Source organism: Deltaproteobacteria bacterium (assembly GCA_003696105.1).
Classification (GTDB): Bacteria; Myxococcota_A; Polyangia; order Haliangiales; family J016; genus J016.
Genome location: RFGE01000239.1, coordinates 1 through 21,939 on the forward strand (window position 1 = coordinate 1; position 21,939 = coordinate 21,939).

The following is a 21,939-nucleotide window of genomic DNA, read 5'->3' on the forward strand; positions in this document are numbered from 1 at the left end:
ATGTGCTTGTGGGCCCAGTGCATGAACTCGGGCAGCCGACCTTCCGGATCGGTCAACACGGCGTGCCAGTGGTTCGACAGCACGCACAGCGCGTGCAGCTCGACGCCGGTGAGCGTCGCGGCGTACGCGACGCAGTAGGCGACGATCTGGTTGGTGAGCGCGGTGGGCTTGAGCCAGAACTGGCGCTGAGTACAGCGGCGGGTGACCAGGTACGTCGAGCCCGGCAGGACCTGTCGCGGCACGCTCACGTACCGGGTATCGGTTCGGGCTGGTCGCGGTTGCGTGAGAAAACAACCTGGGTGGGGGCACCAGGCTCCCCGAAAATCTACCCGAGTGCGGGCTCCCCGAAAAATCAACCCGGGTGCGGGCTCCCTAAAAAAATCAACCCGGGTGCGGGCTCCCCATGGCAAACCCGGGTGCGGGCTCCCCATGGCAGTCCCCATCGCGGAGCCGCCCGACCACGAAGTGGTCGAGCGGATCGCCGTCCGCCTACGACGCGCGCCGGCAGTCGGCGCACACGCCGTACAGCTCGTGCCGGTGCCGCGACAACTCGAAGCCGAACCGCTCGGCGATGCGCTCTTGCAACTCCTCGATCTCCGCGTCCTCGAACTCGACGATGCGGCCGCACCGCGTACAAATCAGATGGTCGTGATGCTCGCCCGCGACCTCGTAGCGAGCCTGGCCGTCGCCGCCGAACTGCCGCTCCATCGCCAACCCCGCGTCCACCAGCAGTTTCAAAGTGCGGTAGACCGTCGCGTAGCCGACCTTCGCGCTGTGCTCGCGTACCTTCGCCAACAGCTCCTCGATCGATACGTGGTCGCGACAACGCAAGAACTGGTCGACGATCAGCTCGCGCTGCTGAGTCGTGTTGAGGCGGTTTTGCTGGAGGTACTCCCGCCACCGCCGCTTGAACTCGTCGGCGTCGCCCGCGTGAAACTGCCGTTCCTGCTCCGCAGCCACGAGTTCATTTATTCCGCAATGCGGCGGCCAGTCAAACCAAACAAGAATCGCGCGGAGTTACACCGCCAGCGCGGCCGGTCGGAGCCGGTCCTTGACCGGGCCGCCGCGCGCTCGCACAATACTCCGCCGTGGCCGCGCAGACGGATACCGGCGAGTTGGGCTTCGACGAGATCGTCGAGCGCCTCCGCGCCGTCGTCGCCCGCCTCGAGGCGGGCAGCCTGTCGCTCGAGGAGTCGCTGCGCGCCTACGAGGAGGGCGTCGGCCTTGCGCGACGCGGCCACGCGCTGCTCGACGCGGTCGAGCGGCGAGTCGAAGTGCTGGTCAAGGGAGCGGACGGCGAGGCGGTGGAACGGCTCGCCGACGATGGGGACGGCGGGGCGTGACGACGGTCGCGATCGTGGACGACGACATCGAGTTTCGCGAGGCGCTCGCCGATGCGTTCGAGTCCTCCGGCTTCCGAGTTCGTTGCGCCGCCAACGGGTTGCGCCTCGTGAGCGCGCTGCAGGTCGACCGCCCCGACGTCATCGTGCTCGACGTGATGATGTCGTGGATCGACGGATTCGAGCTGTGCCGCGCGCTTAAGCGCAACCCGGAGTTTCGCGACATCCCGGTCGTGTTCGTGTCGGGGCGCACGAGCGACGCCGACCGCCAGCGCGGCCTCGCCTGCGGCGCTGTCGACTACTTCCCGAAGCCGGTCGAGCTGTCGGCCCTGGTCGACCGCGTGCGCCGCATCGCCGAGGAGCGCGCCGCGTGATCCCCGCGTGGATCGAGCAGCTCCGCGGCGACATCGACGCCGACCTTGCCCGGCGACTGGCGTCCGCGCCCGGCCGCCTCGGCGACGCAATGCGCTACGCGACTCTCGGCGCCGGCAAGCGACTGCGTCCGGCGATCGTAATCGCAGCGTGCGAGGCCGCCGGCGGCTCTCGGTCCGACGCGATGGCGCCGGCCGCCGCGGTGGAACTGCTGCACGCGTACACGCTGGTGCACGACGACCTGCCCGCCCTCGACGACGACGACGAGCGCCGCGGCCGCCCGACCGTCCACCGCGCGTTCGACGAAGCCCTCGCGATCCTTGCAGGAGATGCCCTGCTCACCGCCGCGTTCGGCCAGCTCGCCGAGCTGGGCGATCGCGCGGCCGACGCCGTCCGCGTGCTGGCGCGCCGCGCCGGCGCCGACGAGCTGATCGCCGGCCAGGTCGACGACCTGGCGGCGTCTGCCGAGCCGAGCTTCGACGCGATCGAATCGATCCACCGGCGCAAAACCGGCGCGCTGTTCGCCGCGGCCGCCGAACTCGGCGCGATCGCCGCGCGCGCCGGTGCGGACGCGCGCGACGCGCTGGCGCGGTGGGGCATGGCGTTCGGCGTCGCGTTCCAGTTCGCCGACGACGCGGCCGACGGCGACTTCCCGGGCACCGCGAAAGCGCGCACCGCCCGCGCCGCGGAACTCGTCGCCGAGGCGGCGGCGCTCGCCGAGCGATTCGGCCCGCGCGGTGCGCCGCTGGCGGAGCTGGCGCGCTGGATCGGTGCCCGCGTGTAGCACACGGCCCGGTCGGCGTTGGCCGGGCCGCCGTCGCGAACCGCCTCCGCGACGGGCGCCCGGCCGCGCGCGCCGGAACGCGCGCGTCGCGGTCGTCGCCGTCGCCGCCGCCGCGGCATGCGGCGGACCGCCGCGCGCGCCGGCGGCGACCGGCCGCGGCACGTTCGGCGCCGTGCGCGCGCTGTCGACGGGTGCGCTCGCCTACGCGGTCGCATTCGACGGCGCGCGCGTCGTCGCGGTCGAACTCGACGACGCATTCGAACTGGTGGTCCACGGCGCGCGCGGCGGTGACCGCCGCTACCCGATCGGTGACGCGACGTGGGACGCCGTCGACCTCGCGGTGCGCGACGGCACGGCCTGGATCGCCGTGCGCGACGGCACCGTGCGCGCGGTGGACCTGGCCGCGGGCCGCGAGCGCGTGCGCTGGCACCTCGGCGCGCCGGCGACCGCCGTCGCCGCGTCGGCCGACGGTCGCTACATCGCGACCGGCGACGACGCCGGCGTGCTGTGCCTGCGGCGCGCGGTCGACGGCGCGCTGCTCCAGTGCGTCGTCGCCCACGCGCGCACCGTCGGCGGCCTCGCGTTCGACCGCGCCGGTCACCTCGCCTCGGCCGGGCACGACGGCGCGGCAATCGTGTGGCGCGTTCCGTCGCTCGCACTCGCCGGCCGCGTCGGCCGTCTCGGTTCCGCGAACGCCGTCGCGCTGTCGCCGGACGGCCGGTGGCTCGCCGTGGCCACCAGCTCCGCGCCGCCGGCGCGCACGCCGCAGCTCGCCGCGCGCGAAGCCCGCGGGGATTGGCCGCGCGATCCCGGCGCGGCCGTCGCGATCGTGCGCATCGACCGACCGCCGCCGTGGCGCGCGACCGCGCTGCGCGGGCACACCGCGCCGGTGACCGCCGTCGCGTGGACTCCCGACGGCGGCCGCATCGCGTCGGCGTCCTGGGATCGCACGGTGCGCCTGTGGGACGCGCGCAGCGGCGCGCCGATCGGTCGCGTGGCCGGTTTCGACCACATCGTGCGCGACGTGGCTGTATCGGCCGACGGCCGCGCGGTCGCGGTCGCCGCGTGGGCTCGGGACGTGGCGGCGCCGGCGATCGCCGTCGTCGACCTGGCGGATGCTCCGGCGCGCTGATCGCGCGGAAGTTGCCGCGCCTGCGGCGCGTTGCTACACCCGATCGCGATGGGGTGTCCGTGACGAGTCTTCGCCTGCTGATCGCCTCCGCGTTTGCCGCCGCGTGCTCCGCCAACGGCGCTGCCGCGCCGCCGCCGCGAGAACCGGGGACGCCTGCCGACCCGGCGCTCCGCGCCCGCGAATCGACCGAGGCGCAGGCCGCGCCCGTCGCGTCCGCGACGTCCGGCACCGCCGGGCTGCCGCGCCTCACCGAAGACATGGCCCGGCCTTACTTTGCCGCCGGCCCCGCGGCCGATGGCGTGCGGCGGCTCGCCCTGCGCGACTGGGCCGGCGCGCGCCGCGGATTCGTCGCCGCGCGCGACGCCTTGGCGGACGACGCGCCCGCCGCCGACCGCGCACGACTCGACCTCGTGATCGCCGTGTGCGACGAACAGCTCGGCGATCACGCCGCGGCCGCGGCCGGCTTCGCGCGCGCCGCGGCCGCGTTGCCGGTGCTCGCCGACTTCGCGCACTACCACGCGGCGCTCGGTTTCTTCCGCGCCGGCCGGATCGACGATGCCGAACGCCACGCGCGCGCGGTCGCCGCCGACAGCCGCCACCGCGCCGAGACCGACCTGCTCATCGGCGACATCCTGCGCGTGCGCGGCGCCCACGCCGACATGGCGCGCCACTACGAGGCGTATCTGCGCGGGCGAAAGCGCGGACCGCGGCTGGACGAGGCCACGTTTCGGCTGGCGCAAGCCTACGAGGCCCTCGGCCGCGGCGTCCCCGACGCGGTGCGCACCTACCGGCGCATTCCCGTGTTCGCGCCGCTGTCGTCGTGGGCGGCACAGGCGAGCGACCGCGTCGCCGCGCTAACGGCGGCCCTGCCGGCCGCCGAGCGGGCGCGCTGGACCGAATGGACGACCTCCGAACGCCTCGAGCGCGGCATGGCGCTGTTCGACGCGATGCGCAACCGCGACGCGGCTGCCGAGTTCGAGCGCGTCGTCGCCGCCGCCGACGCGACGCCGGCGCAGGCGTGCAGAGCCGCGTACCACCTCGGCTACGCGTGGTGGCGCGAGCGCAACCGGACGAAGTCGGCGCCGCTGTTCGACGACGCATTCGAGCGCTGCCGCCGCGCCGGCAACGTCGACCTGCAAGTCAAGTCGGCGTACATGGCGGGGCGCTCCTACGACCGGCTCGACCGCGCCGACGACGCGATCGACCGCTTTCGGCGCGTGCAGGGGTTCGACCACAGCTATGCCGATGATGCTCGGCTTCGCGAAGCCGAGCAGTACGCCGAGATCGGCGACACGGCCAAACTCGCCGCCACCCTCGAGTCGATCCCCGCTGACTTTCCCGACGGCGACATGAAGGTCGAGGCGGTGTGGCGGCGCGCGTGGCTCGCCTACAAACAGAAGGACTACGACGGCGCGGTCCGGTGGCTGCGCCGCCAGATCGAACTCGCTCCGATCGAGACGCGCTGGTACGCCGAGGGCCAGGCGCAGTACTGGCTCGGCCGGGCGCTCGGCCACCTCGGCCGCACCGACGAGTCGATCGCAGCGTACGAAGAGTGCGTCCGCCTGTACCCGCTCACGTACTACTCGCTGCTGGCGCTCAACCGGTTGCGCGAGCAACATCCCGATGCGTTCGCGCGCACGGTCGAGGCCATTCGCCGGCCCGCCGGCGACGACGCCGGCCGAGCCCCCGCGTTTGCGTTCCGACCGCGCGAGGTGTACGGCTCGCCCGCGTTTCTGCGCGGCGTCGAGTTGCTCAAGCTCGGCCTCGGCATCGAGGCCAGCCTCGAGTTCGCCCGCGCCGGACTGGACGTCCCGGCCGGCCGCGAGCCCGTCACGGATCCCGACGCGATCGATCGCATCTGGGCCGTCGCGTGGCTGTACGACAAGGCGGGCCGGTACGACCTGTCGCATTGGCCCACCCGGTGGCACGTCCTCGACTACAAGCGCCACTGGCCGACCGGGCGGTGGCGGGCGCGCTGGCTCATTGCGTACCCCCTTGCGTGGAGCCACTTGATCGAACAGGCCGCGGCCGAGCACGGCTACCCGTGGGCGCTTCAGATGGCGATCATGCGCGAGGAGAGCGCGTTCGACCCGCTGCGCGAGTCGTGGGCCAATGCCATCGGGCTCACGCAGATGATCTTTCCGACCGCGCGGCGTTTCGCCAAGGGCACCGGCATCGCGGTGACGCGCGAAAATCTGCAGGATCCGGTCAAGAACGTCGCGATCGGCTCGCGGTTCCTCGCGTTTTTGTACCGTACGTTCGAGGGGCGGCCCGGCCTGGTCGTACCATCGTACAACGCCGGCGAGGGGGCGACGTGGCGGTGGATCTACCAGCGCCACTCGCCCGACTGGTCGCGCGACGAGTTCGAAGAGGAGATCCCGGGCGACCAGGCGCGCAACTACACCAAGCGCGTACTCGGTTCCTTCTTTGCGTACTCCTACCTGTACAAGGACGCCATCCCGGTCATGGACCAAGAGGTGCCGCTGCGCCTGGTGCCGCCGCACAAGCAGAAACAGTTCGCCCGGCGCGGCCTGTAAGCGCCGCCGCCGCGCGACCGACCGCCCGAGCGCGCGAGACGCGGCGGCCTGTAGGCGCCGCCGCCGACGCGCGACCGACCGCCCGAGCGTGAGAGACGCGGCGATGGTACGGTCGCGGCGTCTTCCGTGGCCATCTCCGTCGACTTCGATCGCCGTCGCGTGACCGCATCGGTCCGCGACCTCGTCGCGTTCGGGCGCGAATCGACGGGCGCCGGCGGGCTGTCGGCCCTGCGCGCGCAGCTCGGCAGCCGGCTGCACCGCGCCTACGCGGCCGAGCGCGCCGGTCCCGCGTACGAGGCGGAGGTGCCCGTGTCGATCGATCTCGACGTCGACGGCTTTCGCGCGACGGTACGCGGCCGCGTCGACGGCATCGACCGGTCCGGCACTGTCCCGTTCGTCGAGGAGGTCAAGACGGTCGCGTGGATGCGCGACGCGATGGATCGCGTGACCGCCTCGTCGGCGCCCGCGTTCGCGGCGCAGGCGCGCTGGTACGCGCTCGCGGTGGCGCGCGCTGCGGGCGGCGACGCCGGAGCGCGCCTCGTGCTGCTGTCGGTGGTCGACGGTGCGCGCCGCACGGTCGATGTCCCGTTTCGTCCGGAACGGGCGGAGGCGGAGTTGCTCGCCTGCCTCCGCGCCGCGATCGCCGCCGCGCGCGACGAGCGCGGCCGTTCCCGCCAGCGGGCACGTTGGGCCGGCCAGGTGCGGTTTCCCTACGGCGCGCCTCGCCGGCACCAGCGCGAACTGATGGATGCGTTCGCTGCCGCGCTCGCCGAGGGGCGTCCAGCCGTCGCCGCGGCGCCGACCGGCGTCGGCAAGACGGTTGCGGCACTGGTGCCCGCTCTGCGGTTCGCGCTCGACCGCGGTGCGGCCGTGTGGTTCACGACCGCCAAGACTACCCAGCAGGCGCTGGTCGAGCAGACCTTTGCCGACATCGCGGCCGCGTCGACCCTGCCGGGACTTCGCGCCGTGACGCTGCGCGCCAAAGATCGCATGTGCCCGCCCGGCCACCGCCTGTGCCATCCGGACGCATGCGCGCACCTGCGCGACTTCGATCAGCGCGCCGGCGATGCTGTCGACGCCATCGTCACGTCGGCGGCCCACGCCTCGCCCGACGCGATCTATGCGCGCGGCGATCGCGACACGCTGTGCCCGTTCGAACTGTCGCTGCGCGTTGCCAGTCGGGCCGATCTGATCGTTGCCGATTACAACTACGTTTTCGATCGACCGCCACCGGGTGACGGCGAACGACCGCGCGTCGTCGTCATCGACGAAGCGCACAACCTGTTCGACCGCGCGCGGCAGTACGCATCACCTGTCGTACGCGATGCCGCGTTGGCCGAGGCGATCGCCGCCGTGCGCGCCGTAGACGGCGGCGCGTGCAGCCCTACGCCTGCGTTGCGCGACGCCCAGGCGGTGCTCGCGGACGCGCGCACGGCGATCGCCGATGCGCTGCGCGTTGCGGAGTCCGACGAACTCGAGTTTTTCGACGGGCGCACGCCGATCGATCCCGATCGCGCGCGGTGGGATGCGCTCGGCGACCGCGCCGGTCGCGCGCTGCTTGCCTACGCGCTGTACGCCCGCGCCCGCGGTGGCATGCATGCCGGCGACCCGATCGCCGACGGCCTGCGCTCGCTCGTGCGACTGCGCGACGCCTGGTCGGAACCGGCCGCCGAGATCGTTCCGTACGCCGCCCGCTCGGACGCGGACGGCGGCATGGCGGTCGGCGCACTGTGCGTCAACCCGGCCGGTGCGCTGCGCCGCCACCACGAAGCCAGCGCGGGCACGGTCGCGATGAGCGCAACGCTGGCGCCGCTCGACTACTACGCCGACGTACTCGGCTTCGCACCTCTGAACCCGGCGCTGCACATCGCGCCGTCGCCGTTTCCCCGCGAACACCGCTTCGTCGCCATCGATGCGTCCGTGTCGACCGCGTACCGCGACCGCGCCGGCTCCTACCGTCGGGTGGCGCGCATCATCGACGACGTGTGCGCTGCGCGCGACGGCCACTACGCCGCGTTCTTTCCGAGCTTCGCGTACCTCGCGCGCGTACGGCCGCTACTGCGCACCCCAGCCGGTCGGATCCTCGTCCAGCTCCCCGGCATGGCCGCCGCCGCGCGCGCGCGGATCTTGGCCGCGCTGCGCGCCCGCACGGGGCCGAAGTTGGTGCTCGCCGTCATGGGCGGCGTGCTGTCCGAGGGCGTCGACCTGCCCGGCGACGACCTCATCGGCGCCGTCGTCGTGAGCCCCGGGCTGCCGGCCGTCGGCTTCGAGCGCGCGGTGATGCAGGCGTACTTCGACGACCGCCGCGGCGCCGGCTTCGCTTACGCGATGCTGTATCCGGGGATGCAGCGGGTCGTGCAAGCCGCCGGCCGAGTCATCCGCTCCGAACGCGACCGCGGAGTGGTCGTGTTGGTCGGCCGCCGGTTTGCGCAAGCCGACTACGTGGCATGCATGCCGGCCGATTGGGAGCCGGTCGTGCTGTGTTCCGCGTGCGGCGCCGGCGGTGCGGCCGACGGCGAAACGAGGTGTGGCCCCGGCGGCGCCGATGGAGCGCCCGCGACCGGCGGGCACGGTGGCGCGGACGCCGGGGGCGAGGCGACGGCGGTGGTGTGCTCGCGCTGTAGCGCAGCGGTCGCGACGCCCGCCGGCGTCGATGTGCCGGTCGTGGCAGGCAGCCTCGCACACCACCTGCGCGCGTTTTGGCGCACCGCCGGCGACGACGCCACGTGACGGCGCCCTTTGCTTGTACAACCACTACCAGGCGGCGACGGCGATCAGTTGCGCTTGCGCCGGCCGAAGATGCCCCAGCCGTGATCCTCCTCGGCCGTAACGTCGTCGCCGAGTTCCACCGCGAGCTGCTCGAACAGTTCGCGCTGGCGCTTGGTGAGCTTCTTCGGGACGTCCACGAGGAAACGGACGATGTGATCGCCGCGGCCGCGGCCCTGCAAGCGCTTGATGCCCTGCCCGCGCCTGACGATGTGGTCGCCGGGCTGTGTACCCGGCTCGATCTCTACCTCCGCGGTACCCTGGCAGCCGTCGTCGAGCGTCGGCACCGTGACCGTGCCGCCGAGCGCCGCCTTCGCAACGCTGATATGGACGTCCGTGAGCACGTCGTCGCCGTCGCGCACGAACCGCTCGTCCGGTTCGACGTGCAGCACGACGTACAGATGCCCGGGCGGGCCGCCCTCGGGCGATGCCTCGCCCTTGCCCGCGAGCCGGAGAGTCTGGCCGTCGTCCACGCCGGCCGGAATGTTGACGACCAGTTTGGCCCGCTCGCGCTCGACCGCGCGGCCGCGGCAGGTCGGACACGGATCGGTAAGAAGGCTGCCCTGGCCGCGACACCGCGGGCACGTGGACTGAATGACGAAGAACCCCTGCGAGTGCAGCACCTGGCCCTTGCCGTCGCACGTGCCGCACCGCTGGGGCTCGGTCCCCGGCTTGGCACCGCTGCCGTGACACGTCGAGCACGGTACCGACCGCTCGACCTCGATCTCTTTGTCGGCGCCGTGGACCGCTTCGGCGAACGAGATCTGGACGTCTACCCGGAGGTCGGCGCCGCGCTGCGGCCCGCGCCGGCGGGCGCGGCGGCCCCCGAAGAAGTCGCCGAACAGGTCGCCGAACGCCGAGAAGATGTCCTCGACCCCGGCGAACCCATCGAACCCGCCCGATCCGCCGGTGAACGCATCCGGTCCGAAGCGGTCGTAACGAGCGCGCTGTTCCGGGTCGGACAGGACGCGATACGCGTTGGCCGCCTCCTTGAACTTCTCCTCCGCCTCGCGGTCGCCCGGGTTGCGGTCGGGGTGGTACTCCATAGCCAGCCGCCGGTACGCCTTTTTGATCTCCGCGGGGCTGGCGTCGCGGCTGACGCCCAAGACTTCGTAGTAATCGCGCATAGAACGAATCCCGGCGGCGGCCGGCGGACACGCCGGCCCTTACGTAAGGCGCGCAAGGCGGCGTGTCAAGAGCCGCGCCGCTCGGCGGCGTGTAGGTGGACGTCGGATGGTATCGTGGCCCCGTGACCTCGGTACGCGATGCGGTGGTGACCGCCGGCCCCGATCCCGACGCCGCCGCGGTGCGCTTCGATCGGCTCGTGGCCGCCGGCGCGGTGCCCGCATCGCCGTCGGACGCCGAGCGCGCCATCCTCGCCGTTGCGTGCCACCGCGCTCCCTACCTGTGCGCCCTTCTCGCACGCGACCCGACGCGGCTGGCGCGCGTCGCCGCCGACCCCTACCTCGCGCGCGAAAAGCCGCGCGACGCACTCGCCGGTCAGCTCGCGGCATGGCTCGCCGGCGGGCCGCCGCCGCCAGGGGTGCCGCCCGAGCCGGCTGTCGCCCCGGCGGCGATCGACGGCGCCGACCTGGCCGCACGCCTCCGCGGGCTGCGCGGCGACGAGATCGTCCGCCTCGGGGTGCGCGAATTCGCGGGCGGCCGCGGCGCCGAGATCGGCCGCGAACTATCCCGATTGGCAGAAGTGTGCTTCGACGCGGCCATTGCGCACGCGCGCGCCGCCCTGGTCGCGCGCCACGGCGAGCCGCGCTGGCGCGACGCCGACGGTGCGCGCCAGCCGCTGTCGCTGGCCGTCATCGGCATGGGCAAGCTCGGCGGCGAGGAACTCAACTTCTGCTCCGACGTCGACGTGCTGTACGTGTACGACTCGGACGACGGCGAAGCCGGAGACTTGTCCCTGCACGAGTTCGCCACCCGGTGGTGCCGGCGCGTGACGGCGGCGCTGTCGGACGTGACCGAAGACGACATCGTGTTTCGCGTCGACTTGCGTCTGCGCCCCGAAGGTTCGCGCGGTCCGATCGCCAACTCGCTGCTGTCCCTCGAGCGGTACTACGAAGCGTGGGGCCGCCCGTGGGAGCGCCAGGCGTGGCTCAAGGCGCGCGCGTGCGCCGGCAACCGCGCCCTCGGTGAGCGCGCGATCGCGATGCTCGAGCCGTTCGTCTATCCCCGCCACATTTCGCCGTCGATCCTCGACGAAGTCGCCGACCTGAATCGCCGCATCAAAGCCGAGATCGACTCCGGCGGGTTCGAGCGCGGCTTCGACGTAAAAAATGGCATCGGCGGCATCCGCGAGATCGAATTCTTCGCGCAGGCGCTCCAGCTGATCCACGCCGGCCGTCGGCCCGAGCTGCGCACGCGGTCGACCCTCGCGACCCTCGACCAGCTGCTGTTTGCCGGGCTCATCACCGATGCCGAACAGCGCGCGCTGGTCGACGCATACCGGCTGTTGCGTCACGTGGAACACGCACTCCAGCTCGACAGCGGGCGCCAGACGCAGCGCCTGCCGTCCGATCCGGACGAACTCGCTCGATTCGCTCGGCGCCTCGACTATCCGGATGCCGCCACGTTCGTCGCCGACCTCCGGCGCCACACCGCGGCGGTCGCGCGGCTGTTCGCGACGCTCGGAGACGACGAACCGCCGCCGCGCGAGATCGCCGTGTTGCTCGCGCCGGACGCGACGCCGGATGCAGTGCGCGACGCGCTCGCCCACCTCGGCTTCCGCGACCCGGAAGCCGCGGCGCATCAGCTCGACTACGCCAAGCGAAAGCCCGCGTCGCCGCTCGGACCGACCGCCCGCGGCGCCGCCGCGCGCATCGCGCCCGACCTGCTCGCCGAGATCAGCGCGTGCCCCGACCCGGATCAGGCGCTCACGTTCGTCGCGGACCTGATCGGCAAGCGCGGTGCCTGGTCCGCCCTGTGGCAGCTGTTTGCCGACAACCGATCGCTGATGCGGCTGGTCGTGTCGCTGTTCGGAACATCGGCCTACCTCGGCCGCCAGTTCGTGCGCCACCCCGAGCTGATCGATGCACTCGTCCAGACGGGCCGCGCGCGCTCGCGCCGCAGCGGCGACGAGCTGCGCGCGGAGGTGCACCGGCGTCTCGCGTCGCTGGCGCCGGACGACCGCGAAGCGCACTGGAGTGCGCTGGCGGAGTTCAAAAACGAGCAGGTGTTGCGGGTCGGGCTCGCCGACATCGCGGGCGACCTCGACCCGCTGGACGTGTGCGCCGAGCTGACCGCCATCGCCGATGTGTGCCTCGAGGCGGCGTGCCGCCTGGTCGACGAAGACATGCGGCGGGCGTACGGGGCGCCGCCCGGCCCGATCGCCGTCCTCGGCCTCGGCAAGCTCGGCGGACGGGAGCTGGGGTACGCGTCCGACCTCGACATCGTGTTCGTGTACGACGGCGGCGACGGTACGTGGCCCACGCGGTTCGCGCAGCGGCTGGTCGGCGCACTCCACGCCCTACATCCCGGCGGGCGCCTGTACGAAGCCGACACGCGCCTGCGCCCGGAGGGGCAAAAGGGCCTGCTCGTGTCGTCGCTCGACGGTTGGATGCGCTACCACCGAGACAGCGCGCAGCTATGGGAACGGCAGGCGCTCATCAAATTGCGCCCGGTGGCGGGCGACGCGGTGCTCGGTGCGCGCGTCCGCGACGCCGCTCACCGCGCCGTGTGGATCGACGCGCGCGACCGGCCCGCGGACATCGCCGCGGCAATTCGCGACATGCGGGGGCGCATCGAGCGCGAACTCGGCGGCGGTCCCGACGACATCGACATCAAAGCCGGTCGCGGCGGCCTCATCGATGTCGAGTTCGCGGCTCAGGCCGTCCAGCTCGCACACGGCGCCGCGCACCCGGCGCTGCGAGTGACCGGCACGGTGCCCGCCCTGCGCTCGGCGGCCGCCACTGGCGCACTGGCGCCCCCCCTCGCCGAGGAACTCATCGACGCCTACCGCTACCTGCGGGCGCTCGAGCACCGGCTGCGCATCGTCCACGATCGATCCGAACACCGCCTGCCGCGCGACGCGCGCGAGCGGGACGCGCTCGCCCGCCGCATGGGATTTGCCGACGGAAACGTGCTGATTTCGGACTATCGGCGGCGCGCGGAGGCCGTGCGGGCCGCGTTCGACGCGGTGCTGGCGGCGCTGTGACGCGGTGCGCCGCCGGGGGCCCGCGCCGTCGGGTTGCACGCCGCGGCGGGCCGCTGATAGGTTGCCGGCCATGGGCCTGCAGAAAGTCGAAAAAATCTGGGTCGACGGAAAACTCGTCAACTGGGACGACGCCACCGAGCACGTCCTGGCCCATACGCTGCACTACGGGCTCGGCGCGTTCGAGGGCATTCGCGCGTACCGCCGCGCCGACGGCCGCACCGCGGTGTTCCGGCTCGACGAGCACATCGACCGGCTGTTCGAGTCGTGCCACATCGCGACGATCGACGTGCCGTACACCCGTGACGACATCAAGCAGGCGTGCCTCGAGGTGCTGCGGGTCAACGGGCTGTCGTCGGCCTACCTGCGGCCGATCGTCTATCTGAGCTACGGCGCGCTCGGCCTCGGCTCGCTCGACGTACCGACGCGCACCGTCGTCGCGGCGTTCGAGTGGGGTGCCTACTTGGGCGAGGAGGGCCTCAAGCACGGCATCCGAGCGAAGGTATCGGGCTTCCGGCGGGCAACCGTCGACTCGTTCCTGGCCAAGGGCAAGCTGTGCGGGCAGTACGTCACCAATATCCTCGCCAAGCGCGACGCGCTCAAGAGCGGCTACGACGAAGCGATCATGCTCGGAGCCGACGGACTCGTCGCCGAGGCAACCGGCGAGAACGTGTTCATGGTCAAGCGCGGGGTCGTCCGCACGCCGCCGACGACGGCGTCGATCCTCGGCGGGATCACGCGCGACACGTGCATTCAACTGTTGCGGGAACTCGGCTACGAGCTGCGCGAGCAGTCGTTCACGCGCGACGAGCTGTGGACCGCCGACGAGGTGTTCATGTGCGGCACCGCCGCAGAGGTCACGCCGGTGCGCGAAATCGACGACCGCCGCATCGGCAACGGCGAGCCCGGCCCGGTGACCCGCCGCTTGCAGGATCGCTTCTTTGCGATCGTCAAAGGCGACGACAGCGACCACGACCGCTGGCTCACCTACGTATAGGCCTCCCGTCGCTGCCGAGACGTCCGCGCCGACACCGTAGAGGCTGTGCGGGAGAGCGGAGCGGTCCGCGGGCCGGAGCGCGGCCGTCCTCGCCAACCTGCTCGCGTCCCCCTCGATGGCGGTGCGCGTCGTCGCGTTCCTGTGCGACGTCGGCTTCCATCCGCATCGACGGATGCCAGCCGGAGCAGCTTACACGCGCGCGCGGCGCAGCCGCAGCGCGTTGCTAATCACCGACACCGAACTCAAGCTCATCGCGGCCGCGGCAATCACGGGCGACAGCAGCAGGCCGAACGCCGGATAGAGCACGCCCGCGGCGATGGGCACGCCGAGGCTGTTGTACGCGAACGCGAACACCAGGTTCTGGCGAATGTTGGCCATCGTGAGGCGCGACAGCCGGCGCGCGCGCACGATACCGCGCAGATCGCCCTTGACCAGCGTCACCGCCGCGCTCTCCATCGCGACGTCGGTGCCGGTGCCCATGGCAATACCGACGTCGGCGCGCGCGAGTGCCGGGGCGTCGTTGACGCCGTCGCCGGCCATGGCGACGACGTGCCCCTCCGCCTGCAGCCGCGCGACGACATCGGCCTTTTGATCCGGCAACACCTCGGCGACGACCTCGTCGATCCCGAGTTCGGCGGCGACGGCGCGCGCGGTGGTCGCGCTGTCGCCGGTGAGCATCACGATCCGGACGCCCTCGGCGTGCAGCGCGGCGATCGCCTCGCGCGTCGTCGGTTTGATCGGATCGGCGACGGCGACGGCGCCTGCCGCGCGCCCGTCGACCGCGGCGAACAACACCGTCTCGCCGCGCGCGCGCCGCGCCTCCGCCTGGCTGTCGAGCGGGCCGAGGTCCACTCCGAGGTCGTGCATGAGCGCGCGATTGCCGAGCGCCACTTCCCGGCCGTCGACGCGCCCGCGCACGCCCTTGCCCGTGATCGACTCGAACGAGTCGGCCGGCGCCGGCTCGAGGCCTCGGTCGCGCGCGCCGGCGACGATCGCCGCAGCCAACGGATGCTCGCTGGCGCGCTCGAGCCCGGCGGCCCACCGCAGCAGGTCGTCGGCCGACACGCCGCCCGACGTGTCGACGCCGGCCAGCGCCGGCCGCCCCTCGGTCAGGGTGCCGGTCTTGTCCACCACGAGCGTATCGACGTCGCGCAACCGCTCAATCGCCTCGGCGTCGCGAAACAGCACGCCCATGGTGGCGCCCTTGCCGGTCGCGACCATGATCGACATCGGCGTCGCGAGCCCGAGCGCGCACGGACACGCGATGATGAGCACCGCGACCGCGTTGACCAGGGCGTGCGCCATGCGCGGCTCCGGGCCGAACGCAGCCCACGCGACAAACGTTGCAACGGCAACCGCAACCACCGCGGGCACGAAGTACCCGGCGACGACGTCGGCAAGCCGCTGGATCGGCGCGCGGCTGCGCTGGGCCTGCGCGACCATGTCGACGATGCGCGCCAGCAGCGTGTCCGCCCCGACCTTGTCCGCCCGAATCACGAGCGTTCCCGTGCCGTTGACGGTTCCGCCGACGACCGGATCGCCCGGCCCCTTGTCGACCGGGATCGGCTCGCCGGTCACCATCGACTCATCGACCGCGCTACCGCCCTCGAGCACGACGCCGTCGACCGGGATCTTCTCGCCGGGACGTACGCGCAGGCGATCGCCGACGCGGACGTCGTCGAGCGGGACGTCGTGCTCGCTGCCGTCGTCGGCGATGCGGCGCGCGGTCGCCGGCTGCAGTCCGAGCAGCCGCTCGATCGCCTCGCCGGTGCGCGCGCGTGCGCGCAGCTCCAGTACCTGACCGACGAGAATCAGCGTGACGATCACTGCCGACGCTTCGAAGTACACCGCCACCTGACCGCCGTGGCGGAACGACGCGGGAAACAGGTCCGGCGCCAGCGTGGCGACCACGCTGTAGACGAACGCCACGCTCACGCCCAGTCCGATGAGCGTGAACATGTTCGGGCTGCGGTTTCGCACCGACGCCACCGCGCGCTGGTAAAACGGCCAGGCGATCCACGTGCACACCGGTGTGGCGAGGACGAGCTCGAGCCAAACCCGCCACCGCGGCGACAGCAGGCGAGAGATCGGCGCGCCGGGCAGCATGTCGCCCATCGACACGATCAACAGCGGCACCGCGAGCGCGGCGGCCACCCACAGCCGCCGCGTCATGTCGCGCAACTCGGGGTTGTCCGCCGGGGCGGTGACCGTGCGCGGTTCGAGCGCCATGCCGCACGTCGGGCACGCGCCCGGCCGGTCGCTCACCACCTCCGGGTGCATCGGGCAGATCCATTCGGTGCGCGCGCGGCGCGCGGGCGCGGCCGGTTCGAGCGCCATGCCGCAGCTCGGACACGCCGCGGGTCCGTCGCTGCGCACCTCCGGACACATCGGGCAGACGTACTCGACGCCGGGCGCCGCCGCCTCCGGCGCGCGCTCCGCTCGCTCCGCGCGCGGCGCCGCGTACCGCGACGGGTCCGCCGCGAACTTGTCCCGGCACCCCGCGCAGCAAAACCGCACCGTCTGCCCCTCGTGCTCCACCGACGGCGCGTCCGCACGCGTCACCTTCATCCCGCACACCGGGTCCGTCCACTCCGCTTCCGGCGCGGACGGCGCACCGCCATGTCGTGAGCATTCGCCGGACATGGCCGATGCATACCGCGTTTTCGCGCGCGCGGCCTCCGGTGCTCGCCGCGCGGCCTACGATCCCGGGTGTCGGAGCACGAACGCCGCGGCCTACGATCCCTGGTCCGGGGGCACGAACGCCGGGATCTCGACCTCGATGTCGAGCGATTGCTGCTTGGGCTCCGGCGTCACGGTCACCGGCGCACAGTAGATCGCCAGATTATCTCCCTCGCGCTCCATGTAGTCGATCGTCGGCTGCATCCCCTGCACCTCCGCCGGGTAGGGCGCCGCGCACACGGTGTACTCGCCGGGCGACAGGTCGCGAATCGTGGTCGGCCGGCCACCGATCGACATCCCGAACGACGAGAACCCACCGGCTCGGTTTGCGATCTCGATCGACAACTCGCGCGCGGTCGTCGCGCGCACCTCCCCCTGCACCGCGAACACCTGCGCGAACCGAAGCTCGCCGTTTTTCGCGCGCAGGTTGACGACCAGTTCGACGTCGCCCTGACCGATCTCGAGCGCTACGGTGGTGGTCTGGTTGGACGCGATCGTGACCGACTTGCCGTCGTGGAAGCCCATGCCGCGCATCGGGTTGCCGCCGGTCATCGCCGACACCATATACGACCCGGGCGCGAGCCGGTCGAAGCGGAAGCGGCCGTCGGCGCCGGTCGCCACGCCGAAGATCGCGCCCGGCACGGTCTGCGATTGACAGCTCACCCGGATGCCGTCGGCCGGCTTGCCGCCGATCGTCACGATCCCCTCGAGCGCGCCCGTGGGTTGCATGACCAGCTCGAGCCCGTGCACCGACTCGCGCGAACCGGGGATCGTCACTGGCGCGGTACGGCCCGCTTCGTCGTGCTCGGCGACGATGTTCAGGGTGTAAGAAGGCACGCCGTGGATCGCGAATTCACCGCGGTCGTCGGTCGTCGTCGTCTTGTTGCGCTGCGCACCCGGCGGGCCGAACCGACCGCCAATCGACGTCGACGACCCGCTGCCGAACAGGGTCTTGCCCAGCACGACGGTCGCTCCCGCGACGGGCGCCCCTTGCGCGGTGACGACCCGGCCAGTAATCGACCGCCCCTTGCGCACGGTGATCGTGCCGAGATCGACCGTCTGCCCCGGCGCGACGTCCACGTCCGCAACCGTGGTCTGTTCGAAATCCGGGCCGCGAATCGACACCTGGTACGTCCTCGGCGGCACGTCCGTGAGTTCGAACGCGCCGTCCTTGGCCGTCACCGGCGTGCCGCCCCGGAACCCGCCGAGGCTCACGACGAACACCTGCGCCGGCGTGCCGTCGTCGAACGCGACCCTTCCTTTGATCGCGCCGTCTCGCTCGAGCGTGATGACGATCGAGTCGTCGCCGACCTTCGCCGGCACGCCCTCGCGCAAGAACGCGCGGCCGCGCCCGGTCACGCCGGGCGGGTTCGCGCGCACCTGGTAGGGCATGTCCACCAGGCCGCGGAATTCGAACGCGCCGCCCGCGTCGGTGAGCGCCACCGCCTGGCCGCGCATGCGGAAGTCGCGCATCGCCGGACCCGCGCCGCGCCGGAAGTCGGGCCACAGCATCACCTGCGCCCCTTCGACCGGCTCGCCGTCCGCGTCGACCACGTGCCCCGCGATCCTCCCGGTCACATCGAGCGACAGGGTCACGTCGGTGCGCTCCGGCCGCTCGGACAGATCGACGGCCACCGTCTCACTCGACGCGGTTTCGTGCACGGCGATCACCCGCACCTCGCGGCGCGGCAGCCCGCGCATCTCGAACCGACCGTCGTCGCCCGAGTACGTCTGGCGCGGCGGACCGAACCGCATGCCGCGACCGCCGAGTGCGACGCGCACCGCAGCCGCCTCGACCGGCTTGCCGCCGGCGTCCACGACCGTCCCGGCGAGCACCGCGCCCGGCTCGAGTTGGACGACGACGCCGGTGCGCTCGCTGCGACCGTCGAGCGTGATCGGCTCGGACGCGCCGGGGCCGAAGTCGGGATGGCGCGCGGTGAACCGGAACGTCCCCGCGGGCAGCGCGGCAAACCGGAACGCGCCGTCTTCGCCGGTGACGACGCCGTCGAACTGCGGGTGCGCCTGCTGCGCCCAGTCCGACACGCCGCTGTAGAGCACGACCGCCCCCTGCACCGGCCGGCCCGACTCGTCCACCACGCGGCCGGCGACCGCCGCGCCCGGCTTGAGCGCCAGCTCGACCGGCTCGACCCCCGCCGCGCCGCCGACGCGCAGCCATGTCGTCGCCTGCGCGTAGCCCGGTGCCCGCGCGGCGATCTGGTATCCGCCGGCCGGCACGCGATCGAGCCGCGCCACCCCGCCGGCGCCGGTGACCGCCGTGTCCGCGACCAGCCCGCGCAGCTGGACCGTCGCGCCGTCGATCGGCCGGCGCGTGTCCGCGGCCACGACTCGCACCTCCACCGACGCCGCCGGCCGCACGATCAGGATGACCGGCTCGGTCGTGGCGGTGAGGCGCGTCGTCACCGGGCCGGCGACGCCCTCATCGGACCGCGCGACGATCTCGTACGTCCGGCCGACGAGCCGGTCGAACGCGAACGAGCCGTCCTCTTCCGTGGTCGTCTCGCGCGGCGGGTTGCTGTCGATGCGCACAGTCGCGCCGCCGATCGGCCGCTGGTCCGGGTCGATGACCTGCCCCTCGAGCCGCAGCGTGCCCTCCCGGTCGTCGTCGACCGCAAAGCGGATCTCCGGCGGCGCTGCCGGCTGAGCGGGGCGAGCGCGCGCCGGCGCAGCCGCGGGAGTGGGCGCCGTCTCCCGCAGCGCGTCCCTCGCGGAGTCGTCCCCCCCGCGCACAAACCACAGCACCGCGGCAATCGCCGCAATGGCACCGGCAACGACAACAATTCGCTTCATGGTTCGCTCCTACGCTACCCGTAGCGCACTCTACCGGATCCGCACGCGAGCGGACCCGACAGCGCCTGACAAGTTAACCGGCGGCGCCGCCGTCCGCTGCTGCCGTCGCGCCGCCCTCCACGACGCCGGCGGCGTCGGACCTGCTTATGCGGGAGCTTCCTTGCTCCCGCGACCCATCTCGCGGGTTCCGCGACGTGCATCGCAATCCGATAGAGCGGACCGACGCGGTGTCACCTGCCGACCCTCGGGCAGTGTGCCGGCCGCGGCTCAGTCCGCCAGGAACGCCCGGTACGCGCGGTACGCCTCGTACAAATCCGCCTTGCTGATCAGCTCGAACGCGGCGTGCATCGACAAGAGCGGGATCGACACGTCGAGGCCGCTCATGCCGTGGCGGGTGAAGTACGGCAGCACGGTGCCGCCGCCGGACTTGCCGACCTTCGTCCACATGGCCGGCTGATGCGCGATCCCGGCGCGCTCGAACAGGTCGCGGACGTAGGCCATGGTCTCGGCGTGGATCGCCGACTGGTCCCAGATGACGCCGCTGCCGATGAACGCGTTGTTGCGCGGATCGTAGAGCTCCGGGTACTGGGGGTGGATCGCCCCGGACACGTCGGCGCTGAACACGAACGACGCGGCGAGCGCGCGGTCGACGGCGATCGCCGTCGCGGGCGCGCCGGTCGCGGCCAGCAGTTCGGCGACGACGCGGCGGATGAAGTTGGATCGCGCTCCGGTGTCGCCGGTCGAGCCGATCTCCTCGCGGTCGACCAGCAGGACGACCGCCGTGTGGTCCGGAGCGCGTACGTCGAGGATCGCCCGCAGCGCCGCGTAGGCACACGCGCGATCGTCGTGGCCGTACGCACCGACGAGCGCGCGGTCGAGCCCGACGTCCCGCGCCACGCCGGCCGGCACGAGTTCCAGTTCGGCCGACACCAGGTCGGCGACGTCGATGCCGTAGCCGTCGCGCAACGCGCGCTCCGCCGCCGCCGCAAACGGATCGGCGCCGGCGGGGGCCTTCGGGTCCGGCGTCGACGCGGCGATCGGATCGAGCGCCTCGCCGGGGACGGCCTCCCCCTCCTTGCGGTCGACCGACCAGGACACGTGCGCCGCCAGGTCGGGGATGACCAGCACCGGCTCGTCCGGGTCGTCGCCGATCGCGACTTTCACGAGTTTGCCTCCGCGCGTCGCGACCACGCCGCGCAGTTCGAGCGGCCGGCTGAGCCACTGGTACGACTTGATGCCGCCGTAGTAGTGGGTTTCCAACAACGCGAGGTTGGCGTCGGCGTATACCGGCGCCTGCTTGAGATCGATGCGAACCGCGTCGATGTGGGCGGCGACCACGTGAACGCCGTCGGCCGGCGGCCTGTGGCCGACCACGACCAACGCCGCCATCTTGCCGCGCACCTGGGCGAACGCGCGGTCGCCCGGCGCCAGCCGCCCACCCGATTGGAACAGATCGCGCCGAAATCCGCGCTTGCGCGCGAGCGCCAGCGCGGCGCCGACGACCTCGCGCTCGGTCTTGTTGTGCGTAACGAACGTCTTGTAGCCCTCGGCAAATCGAAACACGGCGCGCCGCGCGCCAGCCGACGCATCGCGCTCCCACACCGTCTTGCGGTGGCCGACCGGACGCGCGCCCTCGTCGGCGCGCGCAGCGGGGGCCGCCCAACCAATCGCGACGAGGACGACGAACGCGCGAACCATGGCGCGTGCGTACCGCCGATCCGCGGTAGAGTCCAGCCGTGAAACTCGCCACCGCGCTGCGGGCGGCGGCCTGGGTCGGCGTCGCGGTCGTCGGCTGGTCGCTCAACATCCGCTGGGGCGCCGACCTCCGGCTCGGCAACGGACCGCCGGTCACCTTCCACAAACACGTGGTCGGCGCGTTGCTGCTCGCCTTCGTCGCCGCCGTGGCGATGTCGGCCTCGCACCGGCTCGCGGTGCGGACCGCCGCCGCCGCGGCCGCCGCCGGCGTGGTCGCGATCGCCGCGGCCGTGCGGATGCGCGCGCCCGACAGCGTCGTGTCGGGCCCCGGCTGGGCTTGGCTCGCGGCGGGCGCGGCGCTCGTCGCCGTCGCGGCGGTCGCCGGTCTGTTCGCGCGTCCGCCCGCCTCCGCCCGCCGCCGCGCACGGCGCTGATCGCCGCGCGCAGGTCGCGCCGCGCGTCAGAAGAAGTCCGGCACGAACACCAGCACGAGCCCGGTCACCGCGACGAGCACCGCCAGCGGCGCGAGCACCGCGTACGCCACATCGGCCGGGCGGCGACGGTGGTACACGGCCCACATCGCATACGCCGCGCCGGCCCCCCCGGCCGCGAACAGCAGCGCGCCGATCACACGCACGCCGCGACTGTACCACGCCGCCGCCGG

At 72.7% G+C, this 21,939-nt stretch carries 15 protein-coding genes; 9 read left to right on the forward strand and 6 right to left on the reverse strand.

Annotated elements, in window-relative coordinates; genetic code table 11:
• Together D6689_15535 and D6689_15540 are read right to left on the reverse strand one after the other, a co-directional pair.
• The coding region (locus D6689_15535) for a hypothetical protein (protein ID RMH39794.1) at window positions 1–248 on the reverse strand (248 nt) is incomplete at its 3' end.
• A 241-nt stretch (window positions 249–489) separates the two neighbouring features.
• On the reverse strand, window positions 490–960 hold the full coding sequence (locus D6689_15540) for a transcriptional repressor (GenBank protein RMH39795.1): 471 nt from the start codon (window positions 958–960) through the stop codon (window positions 490–492).
• 128 nt (window positions 961–1,088) lie between these two features.
• Between D6689_15540 and xseB the strand changes: the two genes are divergently transcribed.
• The 6 genes from xseB to D6689_15570 all read left to right on the forward strand — a co-directional run bounded on the left by xseB (window position 1,089) and on the right by D6689_15570 (window position 8,895).
• On the forward strand, window positions 1,089–1,343 hold the full coding sequence (gene xseB / locus D6689_15545; protein ID RMH39796.1) for an exodeoxyribonuclease VII small subunit: 255 nt from the start codon (window positions 1,089–1,091) through the stop codon (window positions 1,341–1,343).
• The gene (locus D6689_15550; GenBank protein ID RMH39797.1) at window positions 1,340–1,714 is read left to right on the forward strand and encodes a response regulator; all 375 of its coding nucleotides are present in this window, start codon (window positions 1,340–1,342) and stop codon (window positions 1,712–1,714) included. Before xseB ends, D6689_15550 begins: the two co-directional genes overlap by 4 nt.
• 89 nt (window positions 1,715–1,803) lie before the next feature.
• Window positions 1,804–2,496: a hypothetical protein gene (locus D6689_15555; GenBank protein RMH39814.1), complete on the forward strand. Its 693-nt coding sequence runs from the start codon at window positions 1,804–1,806 to the stop codon at window positions 2,494–2,496.
• On the forward strand, window positions 2,450–3,628 hold the full coding sequence (locus tag D6689_15560) for a hypothetical protein (GenBank protein RMH39798.1): 1,179 nt from the start codon (window positions 2,450–2,452) through the stop codon (window positions 3,626–3,628). Before D6689_15555 ends, D6689_15560 begins: the two co-directional genes overlap by 47 nt.
• A 53-nt stretch (window positions 3,629–3,681) precedes the next feature.
• Entirely contained in the window at window positions 3,682–6,165 is a 2,484-nt protein-coding gene (locus D6689_15565; GenBank protein ID RMH39799.1) for a hypothetical protein, read from the forward strand.
• 126 nt (window positions 6,166–6,291) lie between these two features.
• Window positions 6,292–8,895, forward strand: coding sequence for an ATP-dependent DNA helicase (locus D6689_15570; protein RMH39800.1), 2,604 nt, complete (start codon window positions 6,292–6,294; stop codon window positions 8,893–8,895).
• Window positions 8,896–8,939: 44 nt separating this feature from the next.
• On the opposite strand, the gene dnaJ is transcribed toward D6689_15570, so the two are convergent.
• Entirely contained in the window at window positions 8,940–10,058 is a 1,119-nt protein-coding gene (gene dnaJ / locus D6689_15575) for a molecular chaperone DnaJ (GenBank protein ID RMH39801.1), read from the reverse strand.
• Between the two features lie 95 nt (window positions 10,059–10,153).
• Here dnaJ and D6689_15580 point away from each other — a divergent pair, with 95 nt between their 5' ends.
• Together D6689_15580 and D6689_15585 are read left to right on the forward strand one after the other, a co-directional pair.
• Entirely contained in the window at window positions 10,154–13,099 is a 2,946-nt protein-coding gene (locus D6689_15580; protein RMH39802.1) for a bifunctional [glutamate--ammonia ligase]-adenylyl-L-tyrosine phosphorylase/[glutamate--ammonia-ligase] adenylyltransferase, read from the forward strand.
• 70 nt (window positions 13,100–13,169) lie between these two features.
• Complete coding sequence (locus D6689_15585; protein RMH39803.1) at window positions 13,170–14,093, forward strand: branched-chain amino acid transaminase; 924 nt, start codon at window positions 13,170–13,172, stop codon at window positions 14,091–14,093.
• Between the two features lie 189 nt (window positions 14,094–14,282).
• On the opposite strand, the gene D6689_15590 is transcribed toward D6689_15585, so the two are convergent.
• From D6689_15590 to D6689_15600, 3 genes are all read right to left on the reverse strand, one after another.
• A complete protein-coding gene (locus D6689_15590; protein RMH39804.1) occupies window positions 14,283–16,736 on the reverse strand; it encodes a heavy metal translocating P-type ATPase in 2,454 nt (817 codons plus the stop codon).
• A 90-nt stretch (window positions 16,737–16,826) separates the two neighbouring features.
• A complete protein-coding gene (locus D6689_15595; protein ID RMH39805.1) occupies window positions 16,827–19,580 on the reverse strand; it encodes a hypothetical protein in 2,754 nt (917 codons plus the stop codon).
• A gap of 267 nt (window positions 19,581–19,847) precedes the next feature.
• Window positions 19,848–21,278: an aminopeptidase gene (locus D6689_15600; GenBank protein ID RMH39806.1), complete on the reverse strand. Its 1,431-nt coding sequence runs from the start codon at window positions 21,276–21,278 to the stop codon at window positions 19,848–19,850.
• Window positions 21,279–21,316: 38 nt separating this feature from the next.
• Between D6689_15600 and D6689_15605 the strand changes: the two genes are divergently transcribed.
• Entirely contained in the window at window positions 21,317–21,709 is a 393-nt protein-coding gene (locus D6689_15605) for a hypothetical protein (GenBank protein RMH39807.1), read from the forward strand.
• The last annotated feature ends 230 nt before the right edge of the window (window positions 21,710–21,939 follow it).